This window comes from Pontibacterium granulatum (assembly GCF_029961155.1).
Lineage (GTDB): Bacteria > Pseudomonadota > Gammaproteobacteria > Pseudomonadales > Balneatricaceae > Pontibacterium > Pontibacterium granulatum.
In genome coordinates this window covers 38115-60073 of the sequence record NZ_JASBRH010000023.1, presented here as the reverse complement: position 1 = coordinate 60073, position 21959 = coordinate 38115, and the positions used below count along the sequence as shown (strand labels likewise).

Sequence of the window (21959 nt, the reverse complement as noted above, 5' to 3'; positions counted from 1 at the left end):
GGTAGAACAAGCATTGAGTAATCGGCGTTCTCTTCCATACGTTGCCGACAGCAGTATCTATTTCAATCGCATCCGTGGCCTTGGCAACGCGGTGTATCTGGATAGCGGCCGTCCGCTCTGCCCTTACGGCCGTTTTGATATTATCGCTGCGGCGCCTGCCGAGCAGGTGCAGTTCTCAGTGGACGCCACGAACGGCGATAATCCCTTCGATCAGCTGCGCGCGCTGAGTAGCCGCTACGCCTTTGAACTGGAAACTGATCCCAACCTGCCTTTTCAGGGTGGGTTGATTGGGCACTTTTCCTACGATCTGGGACGTGCGCTGGAATCGATGCCGGATTCGGCACAGAAAGATACCCGTTACCCAGACATGGTGGTGGGTGTCTACCTATGGGCAGTAGTGGTTGATCACCACCTGGAGCGTTGCACCCTAGTCGCGGCAGAGGGCACAGAAAAAAGTGTCGACAATTTACAACTCGACCAGATCGAAGCACTGCTGACAACTGAACGCAACGATAACAGCCAGTTTGCGCTGACCGGCCAGTTCCACTCCAACGTGAGTGAAAACGAATACCACAGCGCCCTGAAAAAAATTGACGACTATATCCATGCCGGTGATTGCTACCAGGTCAACTTTGCCCAGCGCTTCAGCAGTGGTTATAAAGGTGATCCGTGGGCAGCATACCAGCAGCTGCGCAAGGCGGCGCCCGTACCCTACGCGGCATATATAGAAACCGAACACGGTGCGATCTTGTCCCTGTCTCCGGAGCAGTTCCTGGAAGTCAAAGACAACAAGGTAACCACCAAGCCGATCAAGGGCACTCGTCCGCGCTCAGCCGACAAAACAGAAGATGCCGCGCTGAAGGAAGAACTGCGCAGCTCCACTAAGGATCGCGCCGAAAACCTGATGATCGTAGATCTGCTGCGCAATGACCTGAGCAAGGCCTGCGAGCTGGGCACGGTGAAGGTACCACGTCTGTTCGCCGTAGAGAGTTACCGTAACGTTCACCACCTGGTAACCACAGTGACCGGCGAGCTGGACAAAAACTTCTCCGAGATAGACCTGTTGGAACACTGCTTCCCGGGCGGATCGATTACCGGTGCGCCTAAGATCCGCGCGATGGAGATCATCGACGAGCTAGAACCCCACCGACGTTCCGTGTATTGCGGCTCCATTGGTTACATCAGTTTCTGTGGGCAGATGGACACCAGCATCACCATTCGCACCCTGCTCTGTGAAGACAACAAGATTCACTGCTGGGCCGGCGGAGGTATCGTGGCGGATTCGGTGAGTGATATGGAGTACGAGGAGACCTACAACAAGGTAAACAACCTGCTGCAGGCTCTGGAGAACACGCTGTCATGACCAGCGCGGGCAAGCCGCTACTTTTTAGGCTTGCCCTTCTTGAAGATATTCAGCAGTTTCTTCTTAGGATCTTTTTCTTCCGTGGGCAGTGCTTTCTCAAAGCGCGCCTGCATCTTATCCAGATTTTTCTCTTTCCGGCGATGACGGGCTTCGTCCTGTTTAGCATTGAAATCGATTACGTTTTTACTCATAACGTCTCTTTTTAAAAACGGCGATTCACTCTAGCTTAGACGAATCAGAGTGGCGGGTATAGCACCCAAGCAGCATGTCGATAACACCAGCACCCTCTCCTGCCCTCGCTCACAAGAGACTCAACCTATGAGCGAGATCAGATTATGGTACTTAATACCGATTGCCCGTGCCTGATCGTTTTTCGTACAATCATAGGTTCATCAATTGCGGTGGAATCCCCATTCCGGGGTTTGATCGAAGGAGTATTGAAGAGCAGTACTATGAACAATGTAATCAGTAAACTGAGCAGCACCTTTCCGATGGTGCGCAAGTTAGGCATAGCCTACATCGCCCTGTCCGCTGGTATGTTTATAGCAGGTTTTGTAAGCACACTGGTCATTCAACTGGGGCAAGTCTAATAAATATCAACTCACTCACACACGAACACAGTACGTCGCAGGCAGGGACGCTAGCGCGTCATCTTCGCCGACACCTCACCCTGCTTTATAGATGATCGTTTCTCTCATGTGTCGCTCCGCATCAGGATCGTCAATGGCAGAGACTTCGTGGATAAGCGCCACATAGTCATCCGGCAGCCCCGCCTCCAGAGCACCCTGCAGCACATGCTGTTTGTACCACTGAAACGGCTTCATCCCGCGATCGATATGCAACGCCACATACGCAAACGCAGTGAGCGACTGACCATCCTCCAGTTTGAGTTCAACATCGATACACTCGTATCCCACACCCAGCCCTTCGGCATTATCCAGGTAAGGCTTCTCCACCGGATCGATGCAATACACGACACCCAACACCTGATCAGCAGTTCGGCCGGTAAAGTGAGCATCCGCCTTGGCTGACTGATCTTTGCCGGATTTGTGAAAGCGCAGCTGATAGCGCGATAACGTGGCGTTCGCCAACACTTCTGCACTCGGCACCCGTGCCTGTATACGCTTAAGCGACATGTTTGATCCGTACGCGAAGTAGTACATCCAATCCCCCTGCCTGTGGTTGAACAACAGATTAACGGATATCCACAACCCGACTGGCCTTTTTATAGCGGATCTTCCAGCCTTTCCAGACGGGCAATTCCCAGCGTTTGGGGTCATCCTTGCGTGTACCCGCGAGCCTCTCGATCACCACCTGCTTCTTCTTTACATCGTAGTGCACTTTCAGACGCAGATCTCCCAGACTCAGCAGCATCGGGTATTTCTCATCAAAGGCGTTACGCTGCCAATCCGGTATGCCCTCAAACTGCAGATCGGTAGCGTCAATCAACGCCATATCATCCGCCTGCTCAACCCCCAACAACTCCAGTTGGTTGCGCAACCAGGTTTCAGCTTCAGGCACGTCGCCCTCAGCCTCGCCTAATGCGACAAACAGCGACCAGGCGTCAAGATCCCGTCTCAGCTGATCAGCCACCCCCGGCATGAGGCTCCCACGCAGAATGAGCTCGGCAATAGCGCGGCGCGCAACCTCACCTTCTGGAATAACCGTTTCAGAGTGGATCACACGTTCAACATAGGTCCGCTGCTGTTCGACGCTCAGCTGGCCACTTTCCCAGATCACCCGCCCCTGCTTAAGCTCACCCAGACCTGCCTGTACCAACAGACCCAGTTTAACCGGCGCCAGGCATGTGCCAATGGTCAGCGTCTGGCGTGTACCCCGCCCCGGCATACTGTAGTCATCGAGCAGTACAGCAGCCTCAAACTCTTCACTCATCCGGCACTGTTCACCAACCATAATCTCTGCATATCCATTGCCCATCGCGCCACGCCGTTTGGCGCGACGAATATATACGGTCGCCGGTTGAGCCTGCATCACCGCGAGCAGCCACTGGTCCCGGTCAAAGTCGATCCCGGCGGGAATCTCTCCCAGCCCCAGTGCGGAACGGATCTGGGTTGCCAGACGACGCGCCTCTTTCCACCCGGCACGGTCAATCCCGATCTCTTCCGGTACGCTTTCCTTAGCCTGCCCTCTCAGGGCAGCTATCAGTGTTAACGCATCACAGGGCACCGACAGCCAGGCCTGAACGGCCTGTAATCCTTGCTCGCTTTTTGGCAGTTTAAGCCAACGGCCACCCGCACTCAGCGATGCGGCCAGGTCCACCATTGCACCCTGCAACGACGGGTTAGGCATCGCGGTGATCAGGTGAGCAAACTGGGTGTCGAGCGGTAACGGGAACAGCTTGATGCCGAGTTCGGTTACCTGCCCTGCCTCGTCTATTGCCCGCATCTCCAACAGCTTGTCCCGCGCCAGCCGCAGCGACTTTTCAGGTAACGTATCCGCAAAACTCAAGGCATCCAGCGAATACCCCGAACAGGCTGCTGCCAGCATCATGTCGGCCAGCTCTTCACGCTGTACTTCCGGGGGTGTCACTAGCTCAAGCGGTGCATGCTCCCCCCAAAGCCTTACGCACAGGCCCGCTTCCACACGACCGGCACGCCCTTTACGCTGCTCGGCACTGGCCTTGGAAATGGTATGCAGCCCCAGCACCGTGCGTCCATTACGCTGATGAGTGCGGCGCTCCAATCCCGAATCAACCACCAGCGTCACACCCGGAATCGTCAGAGAAGTTTCGGCCACGTTGGTCGCCAGAATTACTCGACGTCGTGATCCCACGCTCAATGCGCGCTTCTGATCTTCAGCGCTGACACTGGCGTGCAGTGGAATTACATCAGCGTCAATCACCTTGAGCGCAGCCATCGTTTGCTGGATCTCTTTTCGCCCCGGCAGGAAAACCAGCGTATCGCCGCGATGCCGATCGAAGTAGTCACTGACTGCGGCCCTTATCTGTTGCTCAAGTTCTCTGGCGTCGGGCATCTGGCGAGGATCTTTCGCGCGATGAAACAGCTCAACATCAAAGTTACGCCCATCAGCCTGTAACACATCTGCAGTCAGGTAATCCGCCAGACGCTGTGCATTCAATGTCGCCGACGTCAGCACCAACCGGTGCTGCACCTGCTGCTTAAGTTGTGCCAGCAGAAGGTCGGTATCCCAGCGCCGTTCATGAAACTCATCCAGAATGACAGTATCGAAACCGCTCAGCCGGTCCTCAGCAAACCAGCGCAGTGCAACACCGGGGGTTACAAAGATAATGCGTGTTGTCGACTGATAACGATTATCGAAGCGGATCGCATACCCCACATCCTCGCCTAAGCGGGTCTCTGTTTGCTCTGCCACAAATCCGGCAAGCGCGGTACACGCTACCCGCCGAGGTTCGATCACCAGCACTCGCCCTTGCCCCGCTGCCCAGATTGGCAATCGGGTCGACTTACCCGAGCCTGTCGCCGCAGCAACCACCAGATGGGTATCTTTCAGTTTTGCTATAAAGGTGGATTCGATTGAGTCGATGGGCAGTACAGTAGACATAAAAGCCAGAACGTTCAGCAACAACAGAGGAAAACGCCATCTTATCACTGTTACCCGCGGTTTCAGTGATTCCTATTTCGGCTTTCGCCAAGTTCACCGTAGAATAGAGCGTTCGATTTGGCTGCTGTGGAATGCCTGCGACATGGACCTGAAGCCCCCCGCTACCCGTTTTATCCCCTTCCGAAAGAGCGATATCGTGCAGATGTGCCTGGATGACGGTCGACTCAATCCCCAAGAGCAGAATGAATTCAAAAACTGCAGTTCACTGATCCAGGCTCTCTTTCACTTCGAGTTTCACCAGCGGGCGGAACGACTGAAGGACAGCTTCAGCACACTGAACCCTGACCGGGACACCCGCGCCGTCAAAGCCGAAACCTCCCAGTGTGATCGGTTTGTAAAAGAACTTGAGCAGCTGTTGGATAAAGCCAACTTTGAACAGGTCTCTGAAGCGGACTTAGCCCTGGCCCTGTCCGAAGACTCACTGTTTAAGATCAAACTGCACGTGGACTTTGACGAGTTTGCCGAAGTGCTGTTCTACTGCCGCGGTGAATCGGTTCGTACAGAATCACTGCCAACCCTGTTTGGCCTGAAGCCACGTGATGTGCAGTTTGTGAACTATGACCGGGTGGTGATCTACATTCGCTTTCGTGACGATCTTGATCCCAAACTGGCAGCCGCCAGAGAGATCAAACCCGGCAGCGTCATCCTCAAGCTTTTCAAGAACGTACCCAAAGCGGACCTGGAGATGTTGTTCCCCAATACTGCGGTACGGATGCGCCTCATAGACAAGCTGATGATCGGTGTGCCCGCGGTGGTGAGCGGCGGCATTGTGATCAGCACCAAGCTGGGTGCCACCCTGGTGTTACTGGGGTCACTGCTTGGATTCTGGCTAGGACTGCACTCAAACCCGGTCGAGCTGGATAAGGCGGCGCTGATTGCAATTTTTGCAAGCTTTGGCGCAGTAGGCAGCTATCTGTGGAAGCAGCTTAATAACTTCAAAAACCGCAAGCTTCGCTTTATACAATCACTCACCCAAAACCTCTACTTCAAGAATCTCGACAACAACGCCGGTGTGTTCCATCGCCTGATCGACGATGCTGAGGAGGAAGAGTGCAAGGAGGCGATACTGGCCTATTACTTCCTGCTGACCCACGATGCACCATTGAACGCGCCTGAGCTGGACCGGGCAATCGAGCGCTGGTTTGCCGAGCAGTACAACTGTGTGCTGGACTTTGAAATCAACGACGCGATTGGCAAACTCAAACGCCTGCAACTGGTATCGGAAACGCCAGATGGCCGCGTGGTTGCCGCCCCACTATCCGATGCGCTTGTCAGCCTGGATCAACACTGGGACCAACTGTTCAGGTTTGCATAATCCCATTGCAGGTTGGTCTTCACGGAGCGATGCCCAACAACGGACTCAACATTGCTCTGTACCTGTTGGGCTTCGCGTTGCGAAGGCCAACCTACACGGGAGTTGATGCTTCTGTTCCACACTGCTTGACGATGAACCACAAAAAAGCCACCTCGATAGGTGGCTTTTTCATGCGGTAAAGCGCGGCAATCTTACAGACTCAGATCACGAACACTCGCTTTCAGGAATTCCTGCTTCAGGTCTTCGTAGCTGTGTACTGCCGGGAACTGTGGGAACTCAGCGATCACATTGTCCGGTGCATGGAACAGGATACCGGACTCCGCCTGCGTCAGCATGGTGGTGTCATTGTAGGAGTCACCTGCTGCAATCACGCGGTAGTTCAGCAACTGGAACGCACGCACAGACTGACGCTTAGGATCTCGCTGGCGCAGGGTGTAGTCGGTGATACGACCGCTGCCGTCGACTTCCAGCTTGTGACACAACAGAGTTGGGTGGCCCAACTGTGCCATCAGTGGTGCTGCAAATTCGTAGAAGGTGTCAGAGAGAATCACCACCTGAAAGCGCTCACGCAGCCAGTTAACAAAGTCTGCCGCGCCTTCCAACGGGGACAGGCGGCTGATGGTGTCCTGAATCTGAGGCAACGTAAGGCCATGCTCATCCAGAATGCGCAGGCGCTGCTTCATCAATACATCGTAGTCAGGGATATCGCGGGTGGTAGCTTTCAGCTCTTCGATACCGGTTTCTTCGGCGAATGCGATCCAGATTTCTGGAATCAGTACACCTTCCAGGTCAAGACATGCGAGTTCCACGGAAACTCCTCCTAAGTGGTTTTATAGTTATACGGGAACTTGCAAATGAGTCCGAAACGCCTCTGAATGCCCCGGAGGGCGATCGCTAAAACAGCTTTCTGTTTTGTCAGGCAGCTTGGAAAGGGCTCGTCATTCCACTGCGCTGCCTTTCGCACATCAGCGTGCCCTTTGGGTAAAAGCTGTTTTATCGCTCGCAGAGAAAGTCTCGGACTCGTTCGCAAGTTCCTTAACCCACAATCAGACTTAATCGGCCGCCTGTTTAATTTGCAGGTTGGTTGCGCGCCAATGTACCCCCTCCCGAAAACGCTTGCAATGACATAGGGGAAACCACGGGGTAGAGAGTGACCGTTAGTTGTTTAGGGTCAGGCGGTACCGCTCAACCTTCTCCATAATGAACTCAACAAACAAGCGCACCTTGTTTGGCAGGTATTTGCGATGCGGGTACAGCATCTGCACCTCGCGCCCGGCGGGTTCCCATGCCGGCAACAAGCGCACCAACTGTCCACTTCTCAACAGATCATCCACCACGTAGTTGGGTAGATTACCCACCCCCAAGCCATTAACAACCGCTTTAGCCGCCGTGCTCAACTCATCCACCCGCACCCGGGACTCACCGCCAATGGAAATCTGCTCGCCGCCGGTATGATGGAAATGCCAGATCGGCGAGCGGCGTGGAATGACCAGTGGCAACCCTGCCAATTCAGAGGGGTGCTCAAGCTCACCGTTTTTTTCAATAAACGCCGGACTGGCACACAGAGTAAACCGCGAATGGAACAGCGAGCGACTGATCCAGTCCTTGAGCTTGATCTCACCGATACGGAAAGCGATATCCACACCTTCATCCATGAGATCGATATTGCGATTCACCAGCATCAGCTCAAGGCGGATCTTGGGATACCTCTCCATAAACTCAAAGAACCAGGGATCAAGCAGCTCGTTGGAGAGCGATACCGGTGCGGTAATACGCAGCTCGCCGGACGGCGACGTTAGCTCACCATCCAGCGATTTGGTTGCATGTTCCAACTCCGCAAACAGCGGCTGACAACGTCGATAGAATAACTCCCCCGCTTCCGTTAACGCCAACTTGCGCGCACTGCGGTGCAACAGGCGATAGCCCAGACTCTCCTCCAGACTCTGCACCCGACGGCTCACCGTCGAGGTAGGCATACCTAGCGAGCGGGACGCCCCCAGAAAACTGCCTTTCTCCATCACTTTTATAAATATGAAGAGGTTGTGATAGTCCATCGCCCTAATCCCGATTACGGGATTTAGAATCCCGAGATTCGCCATAATGTTGAAAAACGAAATTTAATAGAATCATATCCATACAATAATTAAAACAGTGGAGCGCGCATGGAAACCGCCGTTATCCGTGACACCCCGAACCTCAGCCGCCAGATCCGCTTCCACGACAGCGATGGCAAAATCTGGTTTGAAGAGCAGCGCGTACTGCTCCTGCAACTGGGCGCCCTGGCCGATTTCCGCAAAGAACAGATCGAGACGCTTGGGCTGGAACGCGCCAAAGGCTTCTTTATGCGCTTGGGTTACAGCCTGGGTAAAAAGGATGCCCAACTGGCACTGAAGCTGGCCGAATCAGATGACGCCACCACCCTATTACGGACCGGCTTTAACCTGCACGCCCTTAAAGGGATGGTGCGCATCGAAGAGTGCACATTGCAGCTGGGTGAAGGTCACTTCTATGCCGAATACCGGTTACACGATTCTTACGAAGCCGAGATGTTTCGCGGCGAACTGGGTATGCTCGACGAGCCGGTCTGCTGGAGCCTGATGGGGCATGCCAGCGCTTATACCTCTGCATTGCTGGGTCGTGAGATTCTGTTTAAAGAAGTGACCTGCCGCGGCTGTGGCGACGACCAATGTCTATTTGTCGGACGCCCTGCCGAAGAGTGGGACGATGCGGATGTCTACCGTGGTTACTTCTCCAGCGATCGCATCATAGAAGAACTGTACGAGCTGCAATCCCAAATTTCGGTACTGCGCCATAAGATCGACTCAGAATCGACGCTGGGCAACTTCCGCGGTCAGTCCCCCGCCTACCAACAGGTCTGCAAGTTGGCACATAAAGCCGCCCCCGGCAAAGTGACGGTGTTATTGCTGGGCGAAACCGGTGTCGGTAAGGAACTGGTCGCCCGCGGCATCCATCAGGCCAGTGAACGGGCAGATGAGCCGTTTATTGCCGTGAACTGCGCCGCAATTCCACCGGACCTGATCGAATCGGAACTGTTTGGTGTAGAGCGCGGCGCTTATACCGGCGCCACCCAGTCCCGCGCCGGAAAATTTGAACGCGCCAACGGCGGTACGATCTTCCTCGACGAAGTGATCGAACTGACCCCGCGTGCCCAGGCTACTCTGCTGCGCGTGTTGCAGGAATCGGAACTGGAACGCGTGGGTGATACGGCAACGCGCAAGATTGATATCCGCGTTGTCGCCGCCACCAACGAAAGCCTCGAGCAAGCCGTGGAAGAGGGACGCTTTCGTGCAGATCTCTTCTACCGATTGAATGTATATCCGATCAATATTCCTCCGTTGCGCGAAAGGCGTGAAGACATTTCCCTGCTTGTCGAACACTTCATGGAGAAATACCAGGCGTTCTACAACAAACGCGTAGCTGGCCTGTCCGATATGGCGATACGCGCCATGAGTAATTACGAATGGCCGGGCAACGTGCGCGAACTGGAGAACGTAATCGAACGCGGCCTGATCCTCACTGAACAGAACGAACCCATCAGCGCCCACGCCCTGTTTCCAACCCTTGAGCTGGATTCCAGCCAAACGGTGTCCTCTCAGGGGCATCTGGTTGATAACCGCACACCGGAAGCCGAAACCGACAACACCTCTGACTGGATCAGCGAAGCATTGGCGGAATGCGGCTCCATGGAGGCGATCGAAAACAAGGTCATTGAACACGCCCTGGATCAGGCTAACGGTAACGTATCCGAAGCAGCGCGCGCACTTGGAATCTCTCGACCAACCCTTGCATACAGAATCAAGAAGCTGGATCAGTCCCTATGAATACCCTTAGCTCCCAAACCGCGCGCCAGCTGATCGAAGCGGCCGAACACAAAGCCCAACAGATGGGCATCAACGTATCCATCGCTGTTGTCGATAGTGGCGCACACTTGCTGGAGTTCCGCCGCATGGACGGTGCGATTTTGGGTTCGGCTGACGTCGCTCAGCGAAAAGCCCGCACCTGCGCCCTGTTTCCCATGCCCACCGGCGACTTCGGACAGCTTATTCGGGACGCACAACTCACCGGGATAGAGCTGAGCAATGGATTACTCACGGGTTTCCCGGGCGGGGTCCCACTGAAAGCGGCGAATGGCGTGATTGGCGGCTTCGGCATCTCCGGCGGCAGCGCCGAGCAGGACCTTGAGATCGCCACCTATGCTCTGGATAAGGCGGGCGTGCGATGACCGATAAATTGAAACTCAGCGTCGTTGATCAATCCCCTGCCCACGAGAACAACTCCCAGACCCAGGGCTTGCAGCGCACGCTGGAGCTGGCAAAAACCTGCGATGAGCTGGGCTACCACCGTTACTGGGTCGCCGAGCATCATGCCACCCCAAGCTACTCCAGCCCCTGCCCAGAGATTGTGATCGGCCAGATCGCCGCCCACACTCAACAGATCAAGGTGGGCAGTGGCGGCATTATGCTCTCCCACTACAGCCCTTATAAAGTGGCGGAAGTATTTCGTACGCTGGAAGCCTTTTTCCCCGGACGCATCGACCTGGGTTTCGGTCGTGCCCCAGGCGGCGCGGAGCTACCCAGTCGCGCGCTCGCTTATCCAAATACCCCAGCGGAACGAGACATCTATCCTGAACTGGTGGAAGCACTGGTAGGCTTTGCCGACAACCGGATCCCTAAAGAACATCCGTTTGGTGGGCTTCACGTCACCCCCACCGACAGCAGCGCACCGGACCTGTGGACACTCGGCTCAGCTGCCGGCAGTGTCGACCTGGCGGCGCACTTCGGCGTGGGATTTGTACTCGCACTGTTTATTGGTACTCACGAGCGCCCTGCTGAAATCATTCAGCAATACAAAGCATCATTCCGGGCTCGTCCGGGTAGCCGCATGCAAACCCCTGAAGCGATGATCTCCAGCGCGGTCATCTGCGCTGACACCGCCGAAGAAGCAAAGTTACTCGCTGCATCCCACGCGTTCTGGAAGATCCAGGCTGCGAACGGGATTCGGGAAGGAATTCGTTCACCGGAAGAGTGTATGGACCTCTACAAGAAACTCTCACCTTCGGATCAACACGCCTTTGATATCACCCGTGATTCAATGGTGACCGGTACCCCGGAGCGCTGCCGCGAGATACTCGAGGCTCAGGCTTCGTTTTATGATGTGGATGAGGTGATTGTTGTGGCCGTAACACACAACTTTGAAAAACGGCAGGAGAGTTACCGAAAATTGGCTCAGGTATTTGAACGCTAAGCCACCCGGCGAGGCAGCCGTTTAACAGGCACAAAAAAGGAGGCATTATGCCTCCCTTTAATTAGTCATCGATCAACCATAACCAGATTACAGATCTGGCAGCTCCTGATTCACAAAGATCTCGTCAATCTCAGCGCGGTTGCTGGCAGCCTGAACCTGGCGCACTACGTCCGGCGTCAAATGTGGCGCGAAGCGCTCGATAAAGTCGTACATGTAACCACGCAGGAAGGTCCCCTTACGGAAACCAATCTTGGTGGTGCTGGATTCGAACAGATGACTCGCATCCAGGCATACCAGGTCATCATCAAAATTTTCTTCGTATGCCATGGTCGCGATGATACCCACCCCCAAACCCAGACGAACGTAAGTTTTGATGACATCGGAATCTACCGCAGTAAACACCACCTTAGGATCGAGCCCCTCGCGCTGGAATGCATCGTCCAGCTTGGAACGGCCGGTGAAACCAAACACGTAGGTAACGATTGGGTATTGAGCCAGCTCTTTAAGTGTCAGCTTGGACACCTGAGCCAGAGGATGATCCTTAGGCACAACCACGGAGCGATTCCAGCGGTAACACGGCATCATGATCAGATCACTGAAGTGTTGCAGTGCTTCGGTAGCAATCGCAAAGTCCACGGTGCCGTCTGCGGCCATCTCGGAGATCTGCATCGGCGTACCCTGCTGCATGTGCAGAGACACATCCGGATACTGCTGGATAAACCCATTGATCGTGGCCGGCAGGGCGTAACGTGCCTGCGTGTGCGTGGTTGCTACCGCCAGACTTCCCTTCTTCTCGTCGCTAAACTCCTGTGCGACCTGTTTGATACTCTCGACCTTCTGCAGAATATCACCTGCAACGTCCAGAATCGCCTGACCGGCGGGGGTCACACGGGTCAGATGCTTACCACTGCGGGCAAAGACCTCAACACCCAGCTCGTCTTCCAACAAACGGATCTGCTTACTGATGCCTGGCTGCGATGTATACAAGCTTTGAGCTGTCGCCGACACATTCAGATCATGCCGGGCAACCTCCCAAATGTAACGAAGCTGCTGCAGTTTCATACGTTACTCCCAAAGGAAAACAAAGCTTTTGGTAATTAACAGTGCGTTTATTATAACAGTCTAGAATAAATTAAACAGATTCGCGCTCCTGCGCACTCAGTGTGCCGCAGCCTTCAAGCGACGAATCTCTTCATCCAGACCGATCATTCGTTTCTCAAGCGTCGCATTGCGACCACGCAGGCGCACCAGCTCATCTTCGCGTTCATTCAGTTGGTTGCGAATCGTATTTTCTCGACGTGATGCCTCATTACCAGCAACCACTTTTTTCTGCTGAGCAATACGCAACTCTTCCTGCAGCTCCGTTATCTTCTCTTCCAGTCGCTTATTCTTATTGGTTTCCGCCAATAACTGACTATTTAGTTTAGACAGATCTCGGTTTGTGCTGCCTTGATTTTGCTTAACTCCCTTCAACTCCGATTCCAGGCTCTTGATCTGGGTAAAGTGGCTGTCGATCTTTACATCGCGCTTGGCCAGCTCCGCTTTCAGATCATGAATCGACTTGGTCAGCGCAGATTCCTTCTTACCCGCCTCTTCCCGTACTTTCTCCAGTGAGCTGCGGTAGTAACGAACGTCTGCCTCTGATTTGCTCACCGTCTCCAACGCGTTACGCTGCTCATCTTTCAGGCGCTGCTCGAAGGTGCGACGTGCTTCATCGATGGTTCGGCGCAACTGCCCGATCTCATGCTCCAACTCAGACGCACGATGTTCCTGATCCTTGCGCTGCCCGGTTTCGGATTCCAGGCTCGCCTTAAGCACTTTTACTTCCGCTTCCAGTGCTTTGATCTGGATATCTGCTCCCTGGTTACGTTCGATCTGAAGACGCAACTTGTCTTCAACCTCATCCAGATTGTTGCGGGAACGGATCAGCTCCTCTTCGTGATGACGACTCTGTTCCTCCACACCCGCGCTTGCGCTACGGCGTTCCAGACTAAATCGGTTGTACGCCTCGTTAAGCGCTTCATTCCAGATACGACTGAATGCGGAGTTGATAGCGTCAGGAACATCCTGAATACTCACGTCAACGGCACGACTGCCATCGCGTATGCGGCTGGCAATCAGGGCCCACCACGCCTCGTACGGTTCTTTCAGCTCATCAACGTCACATGACAACGCTTCAGCCATTACATCCAGGGTTGGAATACCACCTTCACCCATGATGCGCTCTGCAGCACTAAAAAAAGTCTCGTTGCTGATCATCTCAGACATCAAACTCAGCCTATCGTTTTCAGTTTTTCATCAAGTGCATCCATCGCACCGAGAAGTTGTTTATCCAAAGGAGCCTTGATCACCATCCGACCGCCGGATGGCAACGGGATACGCAGTTCCGCCGCATGCAAAAACAGGCGTTTGATTCCCACTTCCTTCATGTGGCGGTTGGTCTCGTCCAGCCCATATTTGTCATCGCCAATAATTGCATGACCGGCAAACTGGCAGTGCACACGAATCTGATGGGTACGACCGGTAATTGGTCGCGCCTCCACCAGCGTTGCTACCCGACCTATACGACGCAGCACCTTGTACTCAGTCAGCGACGCCTTACCGTCTGCCTGAACCCGCACCACGCGTTCGCCCGATTTAAGCTCGTTTTTACGCAACGGCGCATCGATGCGTTTTTTACGCTCAGACCAAGAACCATCGACCAGTGCGTTGTAAATTTTAGTGATACGACTCTTTTGCAGCGCTTCGTGCATGAATTTCAGGGCGCTACGCTTTTTTGCAATCATGATACAACCGGAGGTATCACGATCAAGACGATGCACCAACTCCAGAAAGCGACATTCAGGTCGAATCTGACGGAACGCCTCAATTAACCCCAGACTGACGCCACTACCGCCGTGCACAGCCAGTCCCGAAGGCTTATTCACAACAATCAGATCCTTATCTTCATACAGTACGGAGTCTTCCAGTATCCGCTGAAGATTGTCTGAAGGTTTTGGCGCCTCGTCGCGCTCGGCGACACGAATTGGTGGAATACGCACCAGATCACCACCCTGCAGACGGTACTCCGGTTTCACGCGTTTTTTATTAACGCGCAACTCGCCTTTGCGCAGGATGCGGTAGATGAGACTTTTAGGAACACCTTTTAGTTCGGTGCGAAGGAAATTATCGATCCGTTGTCCGTCAAAATCTTCCTCGATTTCAACAAACCTTACTGACGTATTTGTACTGCTGTTTTTTTCTGACATATGAATAGGATAGAGTCCACCGCGTCGAATTGATGCCTAGGGTTATAGCTGCTATATTCTAGCGCTGCTGTGGACAATTGGCTTTATCTTTATGCAATCACTCGCCAATTCGCGAAAATTAATACAGCGGGCGTGTCTCACGTCGCTCCACAACAGCCGAAGAATTGCGATAACTGTCGCACGTAAAAAGATTTTTTAATTCGGAACGTATTTCACCCACTGGCCTTGTGACAAGGTCCGGTCGGAGGTGGAGACGCACTTCAGCCAGGAACCTGCCCTTAATAAACGGCAGACACAACAAACCAGAAGAATAACAGAGGCTGAAGTTTCCTCCACCGATAGGCATAACCGCCGGTCGCCGCTTGCGACCGTGTGGTCACACAATAATAAGACCCGCAGCGCAGCGCTTTGACAGAGCCTGCGCTGCGCGGGCCGTTGTGCGCGCGAGATATAGATCGTAACCAGCCCCATCCGGCTGCCGCGCTGATATGACCATGCCTTACAGGACAGGATTGCGCCCCTAAAGCGCCACGAAGATCGCACGAATAGTGGGGTTTGAGATACGTTCCTAAAGAGAACGTTCATACCAATGAAAAGAATGCTGATTAACGCAACTCAGCCTGAAGAGTTGCGCGTAGCGCTGGTTGATGGCCAGCGCCTGTATGACCTGGATATAGAATCCGGCTCCCGCGAGCAGAAAAAAGCCAACATCTACAAAGGCCGTATCACCCGCGTAGAGCCAAGCCTGGAAGCGGCATTTGTTGACTATGGTGCCGAGCGCCACGGTTTCCTGCCCCTGAAAGAGATCTCCCGCGAATACTTCTCCAAGCAACCAGAGCGCGGTTCGCGCCCGAACATCAAAGAAGTGGTACGCGAGGGCACAGAGGTTATCGTTCAGGTGGACAAGGAGGAGCGCGGCAACAAAGGCGCTGCACTGACCACCTTTATCAGCCTGGCTGGCCGCTACTTGGTCCTGATGCCAAACAATCCACGTGCCGGCGGCATCTCCCGCCGCATAGAAGGTAGCGACCGCACCCAACTGAAAGAAGCTCTAGACGGCGTAAACATCCCTGACAAAATGGGGATCATCGTCCGTACCGCCGGCATTGGCCGCTCAACCGAAGAGCTACAGTGGGACCTGGACTACCTGGCCACCCTGTGGAGCGCAATCAAGGAAGTGGAATCCCGCAAAGCACCTTTCCTGATCTATCAGGAAAGCAACGTGGTGATTCGCGCTATCCGCGACTACCTGCGCGCCGACATCGGTGAAGTACTGATCGACGATGAAGCGGTATACAACGATGCGAAAAACTTCGTTACCCAGGTAATGCCGTCTTACGAGCAGAAAATTAAGCACTACGCCGAACAAACTCCTCTGTTCAACCGCTTCCAGATCGAGACTCAGATCGAAACAGCGTTCCAGCGCGAAGTGAAACTGCCGTCTGGCGGCTCTATTGTGATCGATCCAACCGAAGCACTGGTATCCATCGATATCAACTCTGCACGCGCAACGCGCGGTGGCGATATCGAAGAAACCGCACTGAACACCAACCTGGAAGCGGCGGACGAGATCGCTCGCCAGTTACGCCTGCGTGATATCGGCGGCCTGATCGTGATCGACTTCATCGATATGACACCGATCAAAAACCAGCGCGAAGTGGAAAACCGCCTGCGTGACGCACTGAAGCTGGACCGCGCCCGCGTACAGACCGGCCGAATCTCCCGCTTTGGCCTGCTGGAAATGTCCCGTCAGCGCCTGCGCCCTTCCCTGGCAGAAAGCCGCGGTGTGGTATGTCCGCGCTGTAACGGCCAGGGCACCATCCGTGACACCGAATCACTGGCGCTGTCCATCCTGCGCTTGATTGAAGAAGAATCCGCCAAAGACCGCACCGCACAGATCCGCGCGATCCTACCGGTTACCGTCGCGACCTTCCTGCTGAACGAAAAGCGTCACGCAGTTCACGATGTTGAGCTGCGCCACAACGTGCGCGTTGTGATCGTGCCGAATCCAAACATGGAAACACCGCACTACGAAGTAGTACGCCTGCGCGATGACCACACCGTTGCTACCACCAACGATGCCAGCTACACCCTACAGCCCGAGCCAGAAGAACAGCTGCCGGAAATCGAAGCCAGCACCAAGACTGTAGCACCACGTGAACAGGCTGCCGTGCGCACCGTAGCACCGAAGACTCCCGCGCCTCAGGAAGCTCCGGTTCAGGAGGCACCAGAAGCCCCTGTTGCCGCTCCGACACAGCCTAGCGCAGCCGCAACACCACAGCAAAGCAGCTCCTTCTTTGGACGCCTGTTCCGCAGCCTGTTTGGCGGTGGCGAAGAAGCGAAGCCGGAAGCAAAAGCGGAACCCGCAGCAGAAGACAAATCTGAAAGCCGTGACACCCGCGAAAAGCGTGAAGAACGTGGCGGCCGCAAGCTGAGCGGCAAGAAAGGTCGCCGCCGTGATGACCGCCGTCGCAACAAAAAAGACAGCGACGAAATCATCACCATCCAGCCAGAACCGGATCAGCCTCTGGTAGCTGAAGAACAGGAAAAACCAAGCAAGTCCCGTCGCCGCCGCAAGAGCCGCAAAGACGGAGACGACCGTAAAGCAGCTGCAACCAAGGAGCAGCGCGAAAGCAAAGCGGAAAGCGCAGAAACCCAGGAAGCGAAGCCCGAAGAGAAGAGCGAAGAAGCACCACGCAATCCTCGCCGTCGTGGCCGTCGCCGTCGCGGTTCCGAGCGCACCGCTAAGCGTAGCAACGCTGAAGTTACCGAGCAGACAACTACCGATGCGGTAGCTGAAGCCGTGACAACCACAGCACCAGATAGCGCAGCGGTTGAAGCCAAAGCGACCGAAGCAGTAACTACGACAGGCAAAGCTGAAGAGCCAAAAACTGCCAAAACCACTGCGCCTGAACAGGCAGAACCTGAAGCCAAAGCGGAAGCCCAGCCAACAGCAACCGAAAGCAAAGGCACCGCAGCTGAAAGCGCCGCAGCTGAAGCCAATGCGGAAACCACGCCTGCTTCCGAACCTGCCAAGGCAGAGGAAACCGCTCAGGTATCTGAAGAAGCCGAAGCAGCAGTAGAGCCTGTTGCAGCCGAAGCACCTGCAGAAGAAGCTAAAGCAGAGAAACCTGCTGCAGAAGCTGAAGCACCAACAGAAGAAGCAGCGGCGAAAGAAGCAGCACCTGCAGCAGAGACCGAAGCCAAAGCAGAAGAAACTGCCGCGACTGAGGCAAAAGCAGAACCTGAAGCAGAGGAAATTCCTACCGAAGCGGCAGCTCCTGAAGCAGAAGCAGCAGAAACCGAAGCAGAAGCAGCAGAAACCGAAGCAGAAGCAGCCGAAAGCAGCCCTGCTGATGAGAAAGCTGAAGCAGCACCTGCAGAAGAAGCTAGCGATGCAACTGCGGAGTCTGCTGAAGCAAAAGCAGAAGAACCAAAAGCTGAAGCTGAAAAGGCCGCTGCGAGTGAAGATCAAGCAGCACCGCAAGAGGAAGCCGCACCACGTCGTCGCCGTCGCGGATCCCGTGCGCCCAACGACCCTCGCGAAATCCGTCGCCGCCAGCAGGAAGCTGAGAAGGCTGCCAAAACGGATCAGCAGGACAACTAAGCAATAGCCCGTTCATCGCAGCACTTCGCTGCTGCGATGAATAACAGACACAAAAAAACCGCGCTAATGCGCGGTTTTTTATTGATACACTCTCGCACTATTGTGGGTAACAGCGAGGCTCAGGCACCAAGGCCACACCGTATTTCTCCATCACCGAAGCCTGAATCTTCGCCGCCAACATCATCAGCTCTCGCGCCGAACCCTGACCATAATTGACCAGCACCAGCGCCTGTTTTTCATACACACCGACATGACCGGCCCGATAACCTTTCCACCCCGCCTGATCAATCAGCCAGCCAGCCGCCAGCTTCATGAAGCCGTCACGCTCAGGGTAGGCCACCAGATCGGGATATTCAGCACGAAGCCGCTCACATTGCTCAACCGGTACCACGGGGTTTTCAAAGAAACTGCCGGCATTTCCCAAATCCTGAGGATCAGGTAACTTGGATTGACGAATGGCAACGACCGCGTCAAATACACGCTGCGCAGTGACGTCCTGTCCATCGAGATAGTGAGAGAGGACACCGTAACCCGTCCTGGGCGCAAAAAGCTTGCTTAAGCGCAGTCGCACACGAGTAATGATGTAGCGTCCAGGCGCACCGGATTTAAAGATACTATTGCGGTATTCAAAGCAACACTGCGATGCGGAAAACTCAACAAACACTCGCTCTTCGCGGTCGTAAGCTGTAAGTGATACAAACCTGTCTTTCAGCTCCACACCGTAAGCACCGATATTCTGTACAGGCGCAGCGCCAACCGTTCCCGGGATCAACGCCATATTTTCCAGACCGCTCCAGCCCGCATGTACGGTTTGTTCAACCAACTGATGCCAGTTCTGCCCTGCCGCCACCTCAAGCAGTACAGATTGCTCATCCTCTTCTAGCAACCGATAACCACTGGAGGTCTGACGCACCACCACGCCCGGGATGTATTCATCCAATACCAGATTGCTACCACCACCGATCACCAGAAACGGCAACTCTTGCTCACAGGCAAAAGCGACGGCCTCCAACAACTCGGAATCGCTTGCAGCATCAAAAAGATACTGAGCACGTGAAGCAAATCCAAAGCTGTTCAGCGCGGTGAGATCGGCGTTTTTCAACGGTGCGCTCAACGGGCCAGCTCCTGCCGGATCTGTGCCAACAATCCTTCAGAGGCCGCTTCAACCAAGTCCAGCACATGACTGAACCCCTCATCACCGCCGTAGTAAGGATCAGGCACTTCAACGTCATCAAACTGATGCGCAAATTCAAGGAACAACCCCAGGTGACCACCAAAGTGATCAGGTTGAATACGCTTGAGATTGCTCAGATTGCTGTGATCCATGGCCAGAATATAATCAAACCGGTCAAAATCCTCTTCGACCGCCTGACGCGCTCGCAGCGGACTGAGATCGTATCCACGCTGACGCGCTGCAGCCATAGAGCGCGGATCCGGACTGTTACCCACGTGATAGGCCGCAGTGCCGGCAGAATCCACCTCGACCAGATCCGCCAGCCCCGCCCGGTCCACGCAGTGCTGAAACACACCATGCGCTGTCGGAGATCGACAGATATTGCCCAGGCAGACAAAAAGCACCCGTGTCATGCCTGAGACTCCAGGAGTTGACGAATACGCTCCAGATCTTCCGGTGTATCTACGCCCGCCGGTGGCAGCTCATCAGCCAGTGCCACATGAATCTGCGCACCGTTCCACATCGCACGCAGCTGCTCCAGACACTCGGTCTCTTCCAGCGGCGCTGGCGGCCAGGTCACAAAGTCGTTCAACAGTTTTACACGATACGCGTAGATACCGATATGGCGCTGCCAGGAGAAGCCTTGCGGCATCCGCTGACGTCCTTCCTCGGTATTAAACTGGTCACGCGGCCACGGCATCGGCGCACGACTGAAATAGAGTGCCCGCCCTTTAGCATCGCTCACCACCTTCACCACGTTCGGATTTAGCAGCGCTTCTACATCTTCTATTGGCTCACTCAATGTCGCGATACTTGCGGTAGGTTCTGCTTTCAGGTTATGCGCCACTTGGTTGATCACACGCGGCGGCACCAGCGGCTCATCACCCTGAACGTTGACAACGATGTCATCTGCGTAAAAGCCCTGCAGCTTTACCACTTCCTGCAAACGGTCGGTACCGGACGGATGATCTGCGGAGGTCATACACACCTCGGCACCAAAACCGGTCGCAACGTCCGCGATACGCTGATCATCGGTCGCAATGATTACGCGATCAGCCTCACTCTCCAGGGCCCGCTCATACACATGCTGCACCATCGGCTTACCGGCAAGGTCTGCCAACGGCTTACCCGGAAAGCGGCTGGACGCATAACGCGCCGGAATGATAACGGTAAAGCTCATAACAGAATCCCCTTTCTTGCCTTATTTACGCTCACGCTCTTCCAGCGTCAGCTTGCGCGCTTCCTCTTCCAGCATCACCGGAATACCGTCGCGCACCGGGTAAGCCAGGCCGCTCGCTTTGCAGATCAGCTCCTGCGTTTCAGGGTTCCACTCAAGAGGGGCTTTTGATACCGGGCATACCAGCATCTCAATCAGTTTCTTGTCCATTACTCTCTACCGTATGGGTAATCTGTTCGAGTTTCTTTAGCAGCGCCGCTTCAAACTCTGCGGGCAGCCGGGCGGATACCTCAAGGTACCAACCCTCTAATTCTTTTAGGCGGGAGACTTTTATCGCATCTTTTTCGGTCATCACCAACGGCAAATCCTGCTCAAATTTCAGGTCCTCCGCGTTGTAGGGATGATGATCCGCAAAGGGGTGTTCCACCGGCTCTATTCCAGCCTGAGACCGAAGTGTATCAAAGAAGCGTGCCGGATTTCCGATTCCCGCGACTGCATGCACCTGTTTTTCCTGCCACTGATCAACGGCAATACGCTTGGCACCGTCCAGCGACACAAACGCAGTCGGCTCCAGCACCATAGAAAATGCATCGGAGACACCCACTCCAGCACCGTTCTGGATAATAAAGTCCACGTCGGACAAACGGTCTGGCGGTTCCCGTAACGGCCCGGCCGGGAGGCAACGCCCGTTACCCAAACCGCGCCGTCCATCTACAACGACCAGCTCAATATCCCGCTCCAACGCATAGTGCTGAAGTCCGTCGTCACTGATAATCAGATCACAATCAAACTGCTCCAGCAGGCGACGCGCTGCCGCCGGACGGTTTGGATCGATCACCAGCGGGCAGCCTGAACGCCGCACCAGCATACAGGGTTCATCGCCCCCCTCGGAAGGCAAGGTGTCCGACGTTACAACAAATGGGTAGGATGGCGCCTTCGCCCCGTAACCACGACTGACGACGCCAGGCTTAAAGCCCGCTGCCTGAAGATGTTCCAGTAACCAGAGTACCACTGGCGTTTTTCCTGTGCCCCCCACCGTGATATTTCCAACGATAATGACCGGCACCGCCGCTTTATAGGGCTGTTTTTTTCCAGACAGGTAGTCAGATCGCTTTTTTACAACAATGCTTCTGTAGAGCTGTTCCAACGGACGCAGCCAGAACGGTGCCGGACGCTGCTGATACCAGCGCGTTTCAAGCCAGCTCAT

General features: G+C 54.7%; 20 protein-coding genes. 7 read left to right on the top strand and 13 right to left on the bottom strand.

The features are described 5' to 3' along the window. Positions 1-13: 13 nt before the first annotated feature. Positions 14-1363 (top strand): aminodeoxychorismate synthase component I, encoded by a 1350-nt coding sequence (gene pabB, locus QKW35_RS17165; protein WP_282355123.1) that lies wholly within the window; start codon positions 14-16, stop codon positions 1361-1363. A gap of 17 nt (positions 1364-1380) precedes the next feature. On the opposite strand, the gene QKW35_RS17160 is transcribed toward pabB, so the two are convergent. After that, on the bottom strand, positions 1381-1554 hold the full coding sequence (locus QKW35_RS17160; protein WP_282355121.1) for a hypothetical protein: 174 nt from the start codon (positions 1552-1554) through the stop codon (positions 1381-1383). Between the two features lie 261 nt (positions 1555-1815). Between QKW35_RS17160 and QKW35_RS17155 the strand changes: the two genes are divergently transcribed. Beyond that, positions 1816-1953 (top strand): hypothetical protein, encoded by a 138-nt coding sequence (locus tag QKW35_RS17155; protein ID WP_282355119.1) that lies wholly within the window; start codon positions 1816-1818, stop codon positions 1951-1953. Positions 1954-2028: 75 nt separating this feature from the next. Here QKW35_RS17155 and QKW35_RS17150 read toward each other — a convergent pair whose 3' ends face one another. After that, positions 2029-2526, bottom strand: a complete 498-nt coding sequence (locus QKW35_RS17150; protein ID WP_282355117.1) for a gamma-glutamylcyclotransferase family protein — start codon at positions 2524-2526, stop codon at positions 2029-2031. Positions 2527-2557: 31 nt separating this feature from the next. Further along, complete coding sequence (locus tag QKW35_RS17145; protein ID WP_282355115.1) at positions 2558-4906, bottom strand: helicase-related protein; 2349 nt, start codon at positions 4904-4906, stop codon at positions 2558-2560. Between the two features lie 142 nt (positions 4907-5048). On the opposite strand from QKW35_RS17145, the gene QKW35_RS17140 reads away from it, so the two are divergent. After that, complete coding sequence (locus QKW35_RS17140) at positions 5049-6281, top strand: TMEM143 family protein (protein WP_282355112.1); 1233 nt, start codon at positions 5049-5051, stop codon at positions 6279-6281. 191 nt (positions 6282-6472) lie between these two features. On the opposite strand, the gene thrH is transcribed toward QKW35_RS17140, so the two are convergent. Together thrH and QKW35_RS17130 are read right to left on the bottom strand one after the other, a co-directional pair. Next, a complete protein-coding gene (gene thrH, locus QKW35_RS17135) occupies positions 6473-7090 on the bottom strand; it encodes a bifunctional phosphoserine phosphatase/homoserine phosphotransferase ThrH (protein ID WP_282355110.1) in 618 nt (205 codons plus the stop codon). Between the two features lie 348 nt (positions 7091-7438). Beyond that, the gene (locus tag QKW35_RS17130) at positions 7439-8335 is read right to left on the bottom strand and encodes a LysR family transcriptional regulator (RefSeq protein ID WP_282355108.1); all 897 of its coding nucleotides are present in this window, start codon (positions 8333-8335) and stop codon (positions 7439-7441) included. A gap of 108 nt (positions 8336-8443) precedes the next feature. Between QKW35_RS17130 and QKW35_RS17125 the strand changes: the two genes are divergently transcribed. The 3 genes from QKW35_RS17125 to QKW35_RS17115 are packed head-to-tail and all read left to right on the top strand — an operon-like array spanning position 8444 to position 11546. After that, a complete protein-coding gene (locus tag QKW35_RS17125; RefSeq protein ID WP_282355106.1) occupies positions 8444-10123 on the top strand; it encodes a sigma-54-dependent Fis family transcriptional regulator in 1680 nt (559 codons plus the stop codon). After that, the gene (locus QKW35_RS17120; RefSeq protein ID WP_282355104.1) at positions 10120-10524 is read left to right on the top strand and encodes a GlcG/HbpS family heme-binding protein; all 405 of its coding nucleotides are present in this window, start codon (positions 10120-10122) and stop codon (positions 10522-10524) included. Before QKW35_RS17125 ends, QKW35_RS17120 begins: the two co-directional genes overlap by 4 nt. Further along, a complete protein-coding gene (locus QKW35_RS17115; protein ID WP_282355102.1) occupies positions 10521-11546 on the top strand; it encodes an LLM class flavin-dependent oxidoreductase in 1026 nt (341 codons plus the stop codon). The genes QKW35_RS17120 and QKW35_RS17115 overlap by 4 nt, the downstream gene beginning before the upstream one ends. A gap of 87 nt (positions 11547-11633) precedes the next feature. On the opposite strand, the gene cysB is transcribed toward QKW35_RS17115, so the two are convergent. From cysB to rluC, 3 genes are all read right to left on the bottom strand, one after another. Next, positions 11634-12608: an HTH-type transcriptional regulator CysB gene (gene cysB, locus QKW35_RS17110; protein WP_282355100.1), complete on the bottom strand. Its 975-nt coding sequence runs from the start codon at positions 12606-12608 to the stop codon at positions 11634-11636. A 96-nt stretch (positions 12609-12704) separates the two neighbouring features. Continuing rightward, positions 12705-13814, bottom strand: coding sequence for a coiled-coil domain-containing protein (locus QKW35_RS17105; RefSeq protein ID WP_282355097.1), 1110 nt, complete (start codon positions 13812-13814; stop codon positions 12705-12707). A 5-nt stretch (positions 13815-13819) separates the two neighbouring features. Next, complete coding sequence (rluC, locus tag QKW35_RS17100; RefSeq protein WP_282355096.1) at positions 13820-14794, bottom strand: 23S rRNA pseudouridine(955/2504/2580) synthase RluC; 975 nt, start codon at positions 14792-14794, stop codon at positions 13820-13822. Between the two features lie 589 nt (positions 14795-15383). On the opposite strand from rluC, the gene rne reads away from it, so the two are divergent. Continuing rightward, on the top strand, positions 15384-18401 hold the full coding sequence (rne, locus tag QKW35_RS17095) for a ribonuclease E (protein ID WP_282355094.1): 3018 nt from the start codon (positions 15384-15386) through the stop codon (positions 18399-18401). A gap of 97 nt (positions 18402-18498) precedes the next feature. Here rne and murB read toward each other — a convergent pair whose 3' ends face one another. From murB to lpxK, 5 genes are read right to left on the bottom strand one after another with little or no spacing between them, the layout of a single operon-like run. Then, complete coding sequence (murB, locus tag QKW35_RS17090; RefSeq protein ID WP_282355092.1) at positions 18499-19515, bottom strand: UDP-N-acetylmuramate dehydrogenase; 1017 nt, start codon at positions 19513-19515, stop codon at positions 18499-18501. Next, on the bottom strand, positions 19512-19988 hold the full coding sequence (locus QKW35_RS17085) for a low molecular weight protein-tyrosine-phosphatase (protein ID WP_282355090.1): 477 nt from the start codon (positions 19986-19988) through the stop codon (positions 19512-19514). Before QKW35_RS17085 ends, murB begins: the two co-directional genes overlap by 4 nt. Beyond that, the gene (gene kdsB, locus QKW35_RS17080) at positions 19985-20755 is read right to left on the bottom strand and encodes a 3-deoxy-manno-octulosonate cytidylyltransferase (RefSeq protein WP_282355089.1); all 771 of its coding nucleotides are present in this window, start codon (positions 20753-20755) and stop codon (positions 19985-19987) included. Before kdsB ends, QKW35_RS17085 begins: the two co-directional genes overlap by 4 nt. Before the next feature lie 21 nt (positions 20756-20776). Further along, entirely contained in the window at positions 20777-20962 is a 186-nt protein-coding gene (locus tag QKW35_RS17075; RefSeq protein WP_282355088.1) for a Trm112 family protein, read from the bottom strand. Then, a complete protein-coding gene (gene lpxK / locus QKW35_RS17070) occupies positions 20943-21959 on the bottom strand; it encodes a tetraacyldisaccharide 4'-kinase (protein WP_282355086.1) in 1017 nt (338 codons plus the stop codon). The genes QKW35_RS17075 and lpxK overlap by 20 nt, the downstream gene beginning before the upstream one ends.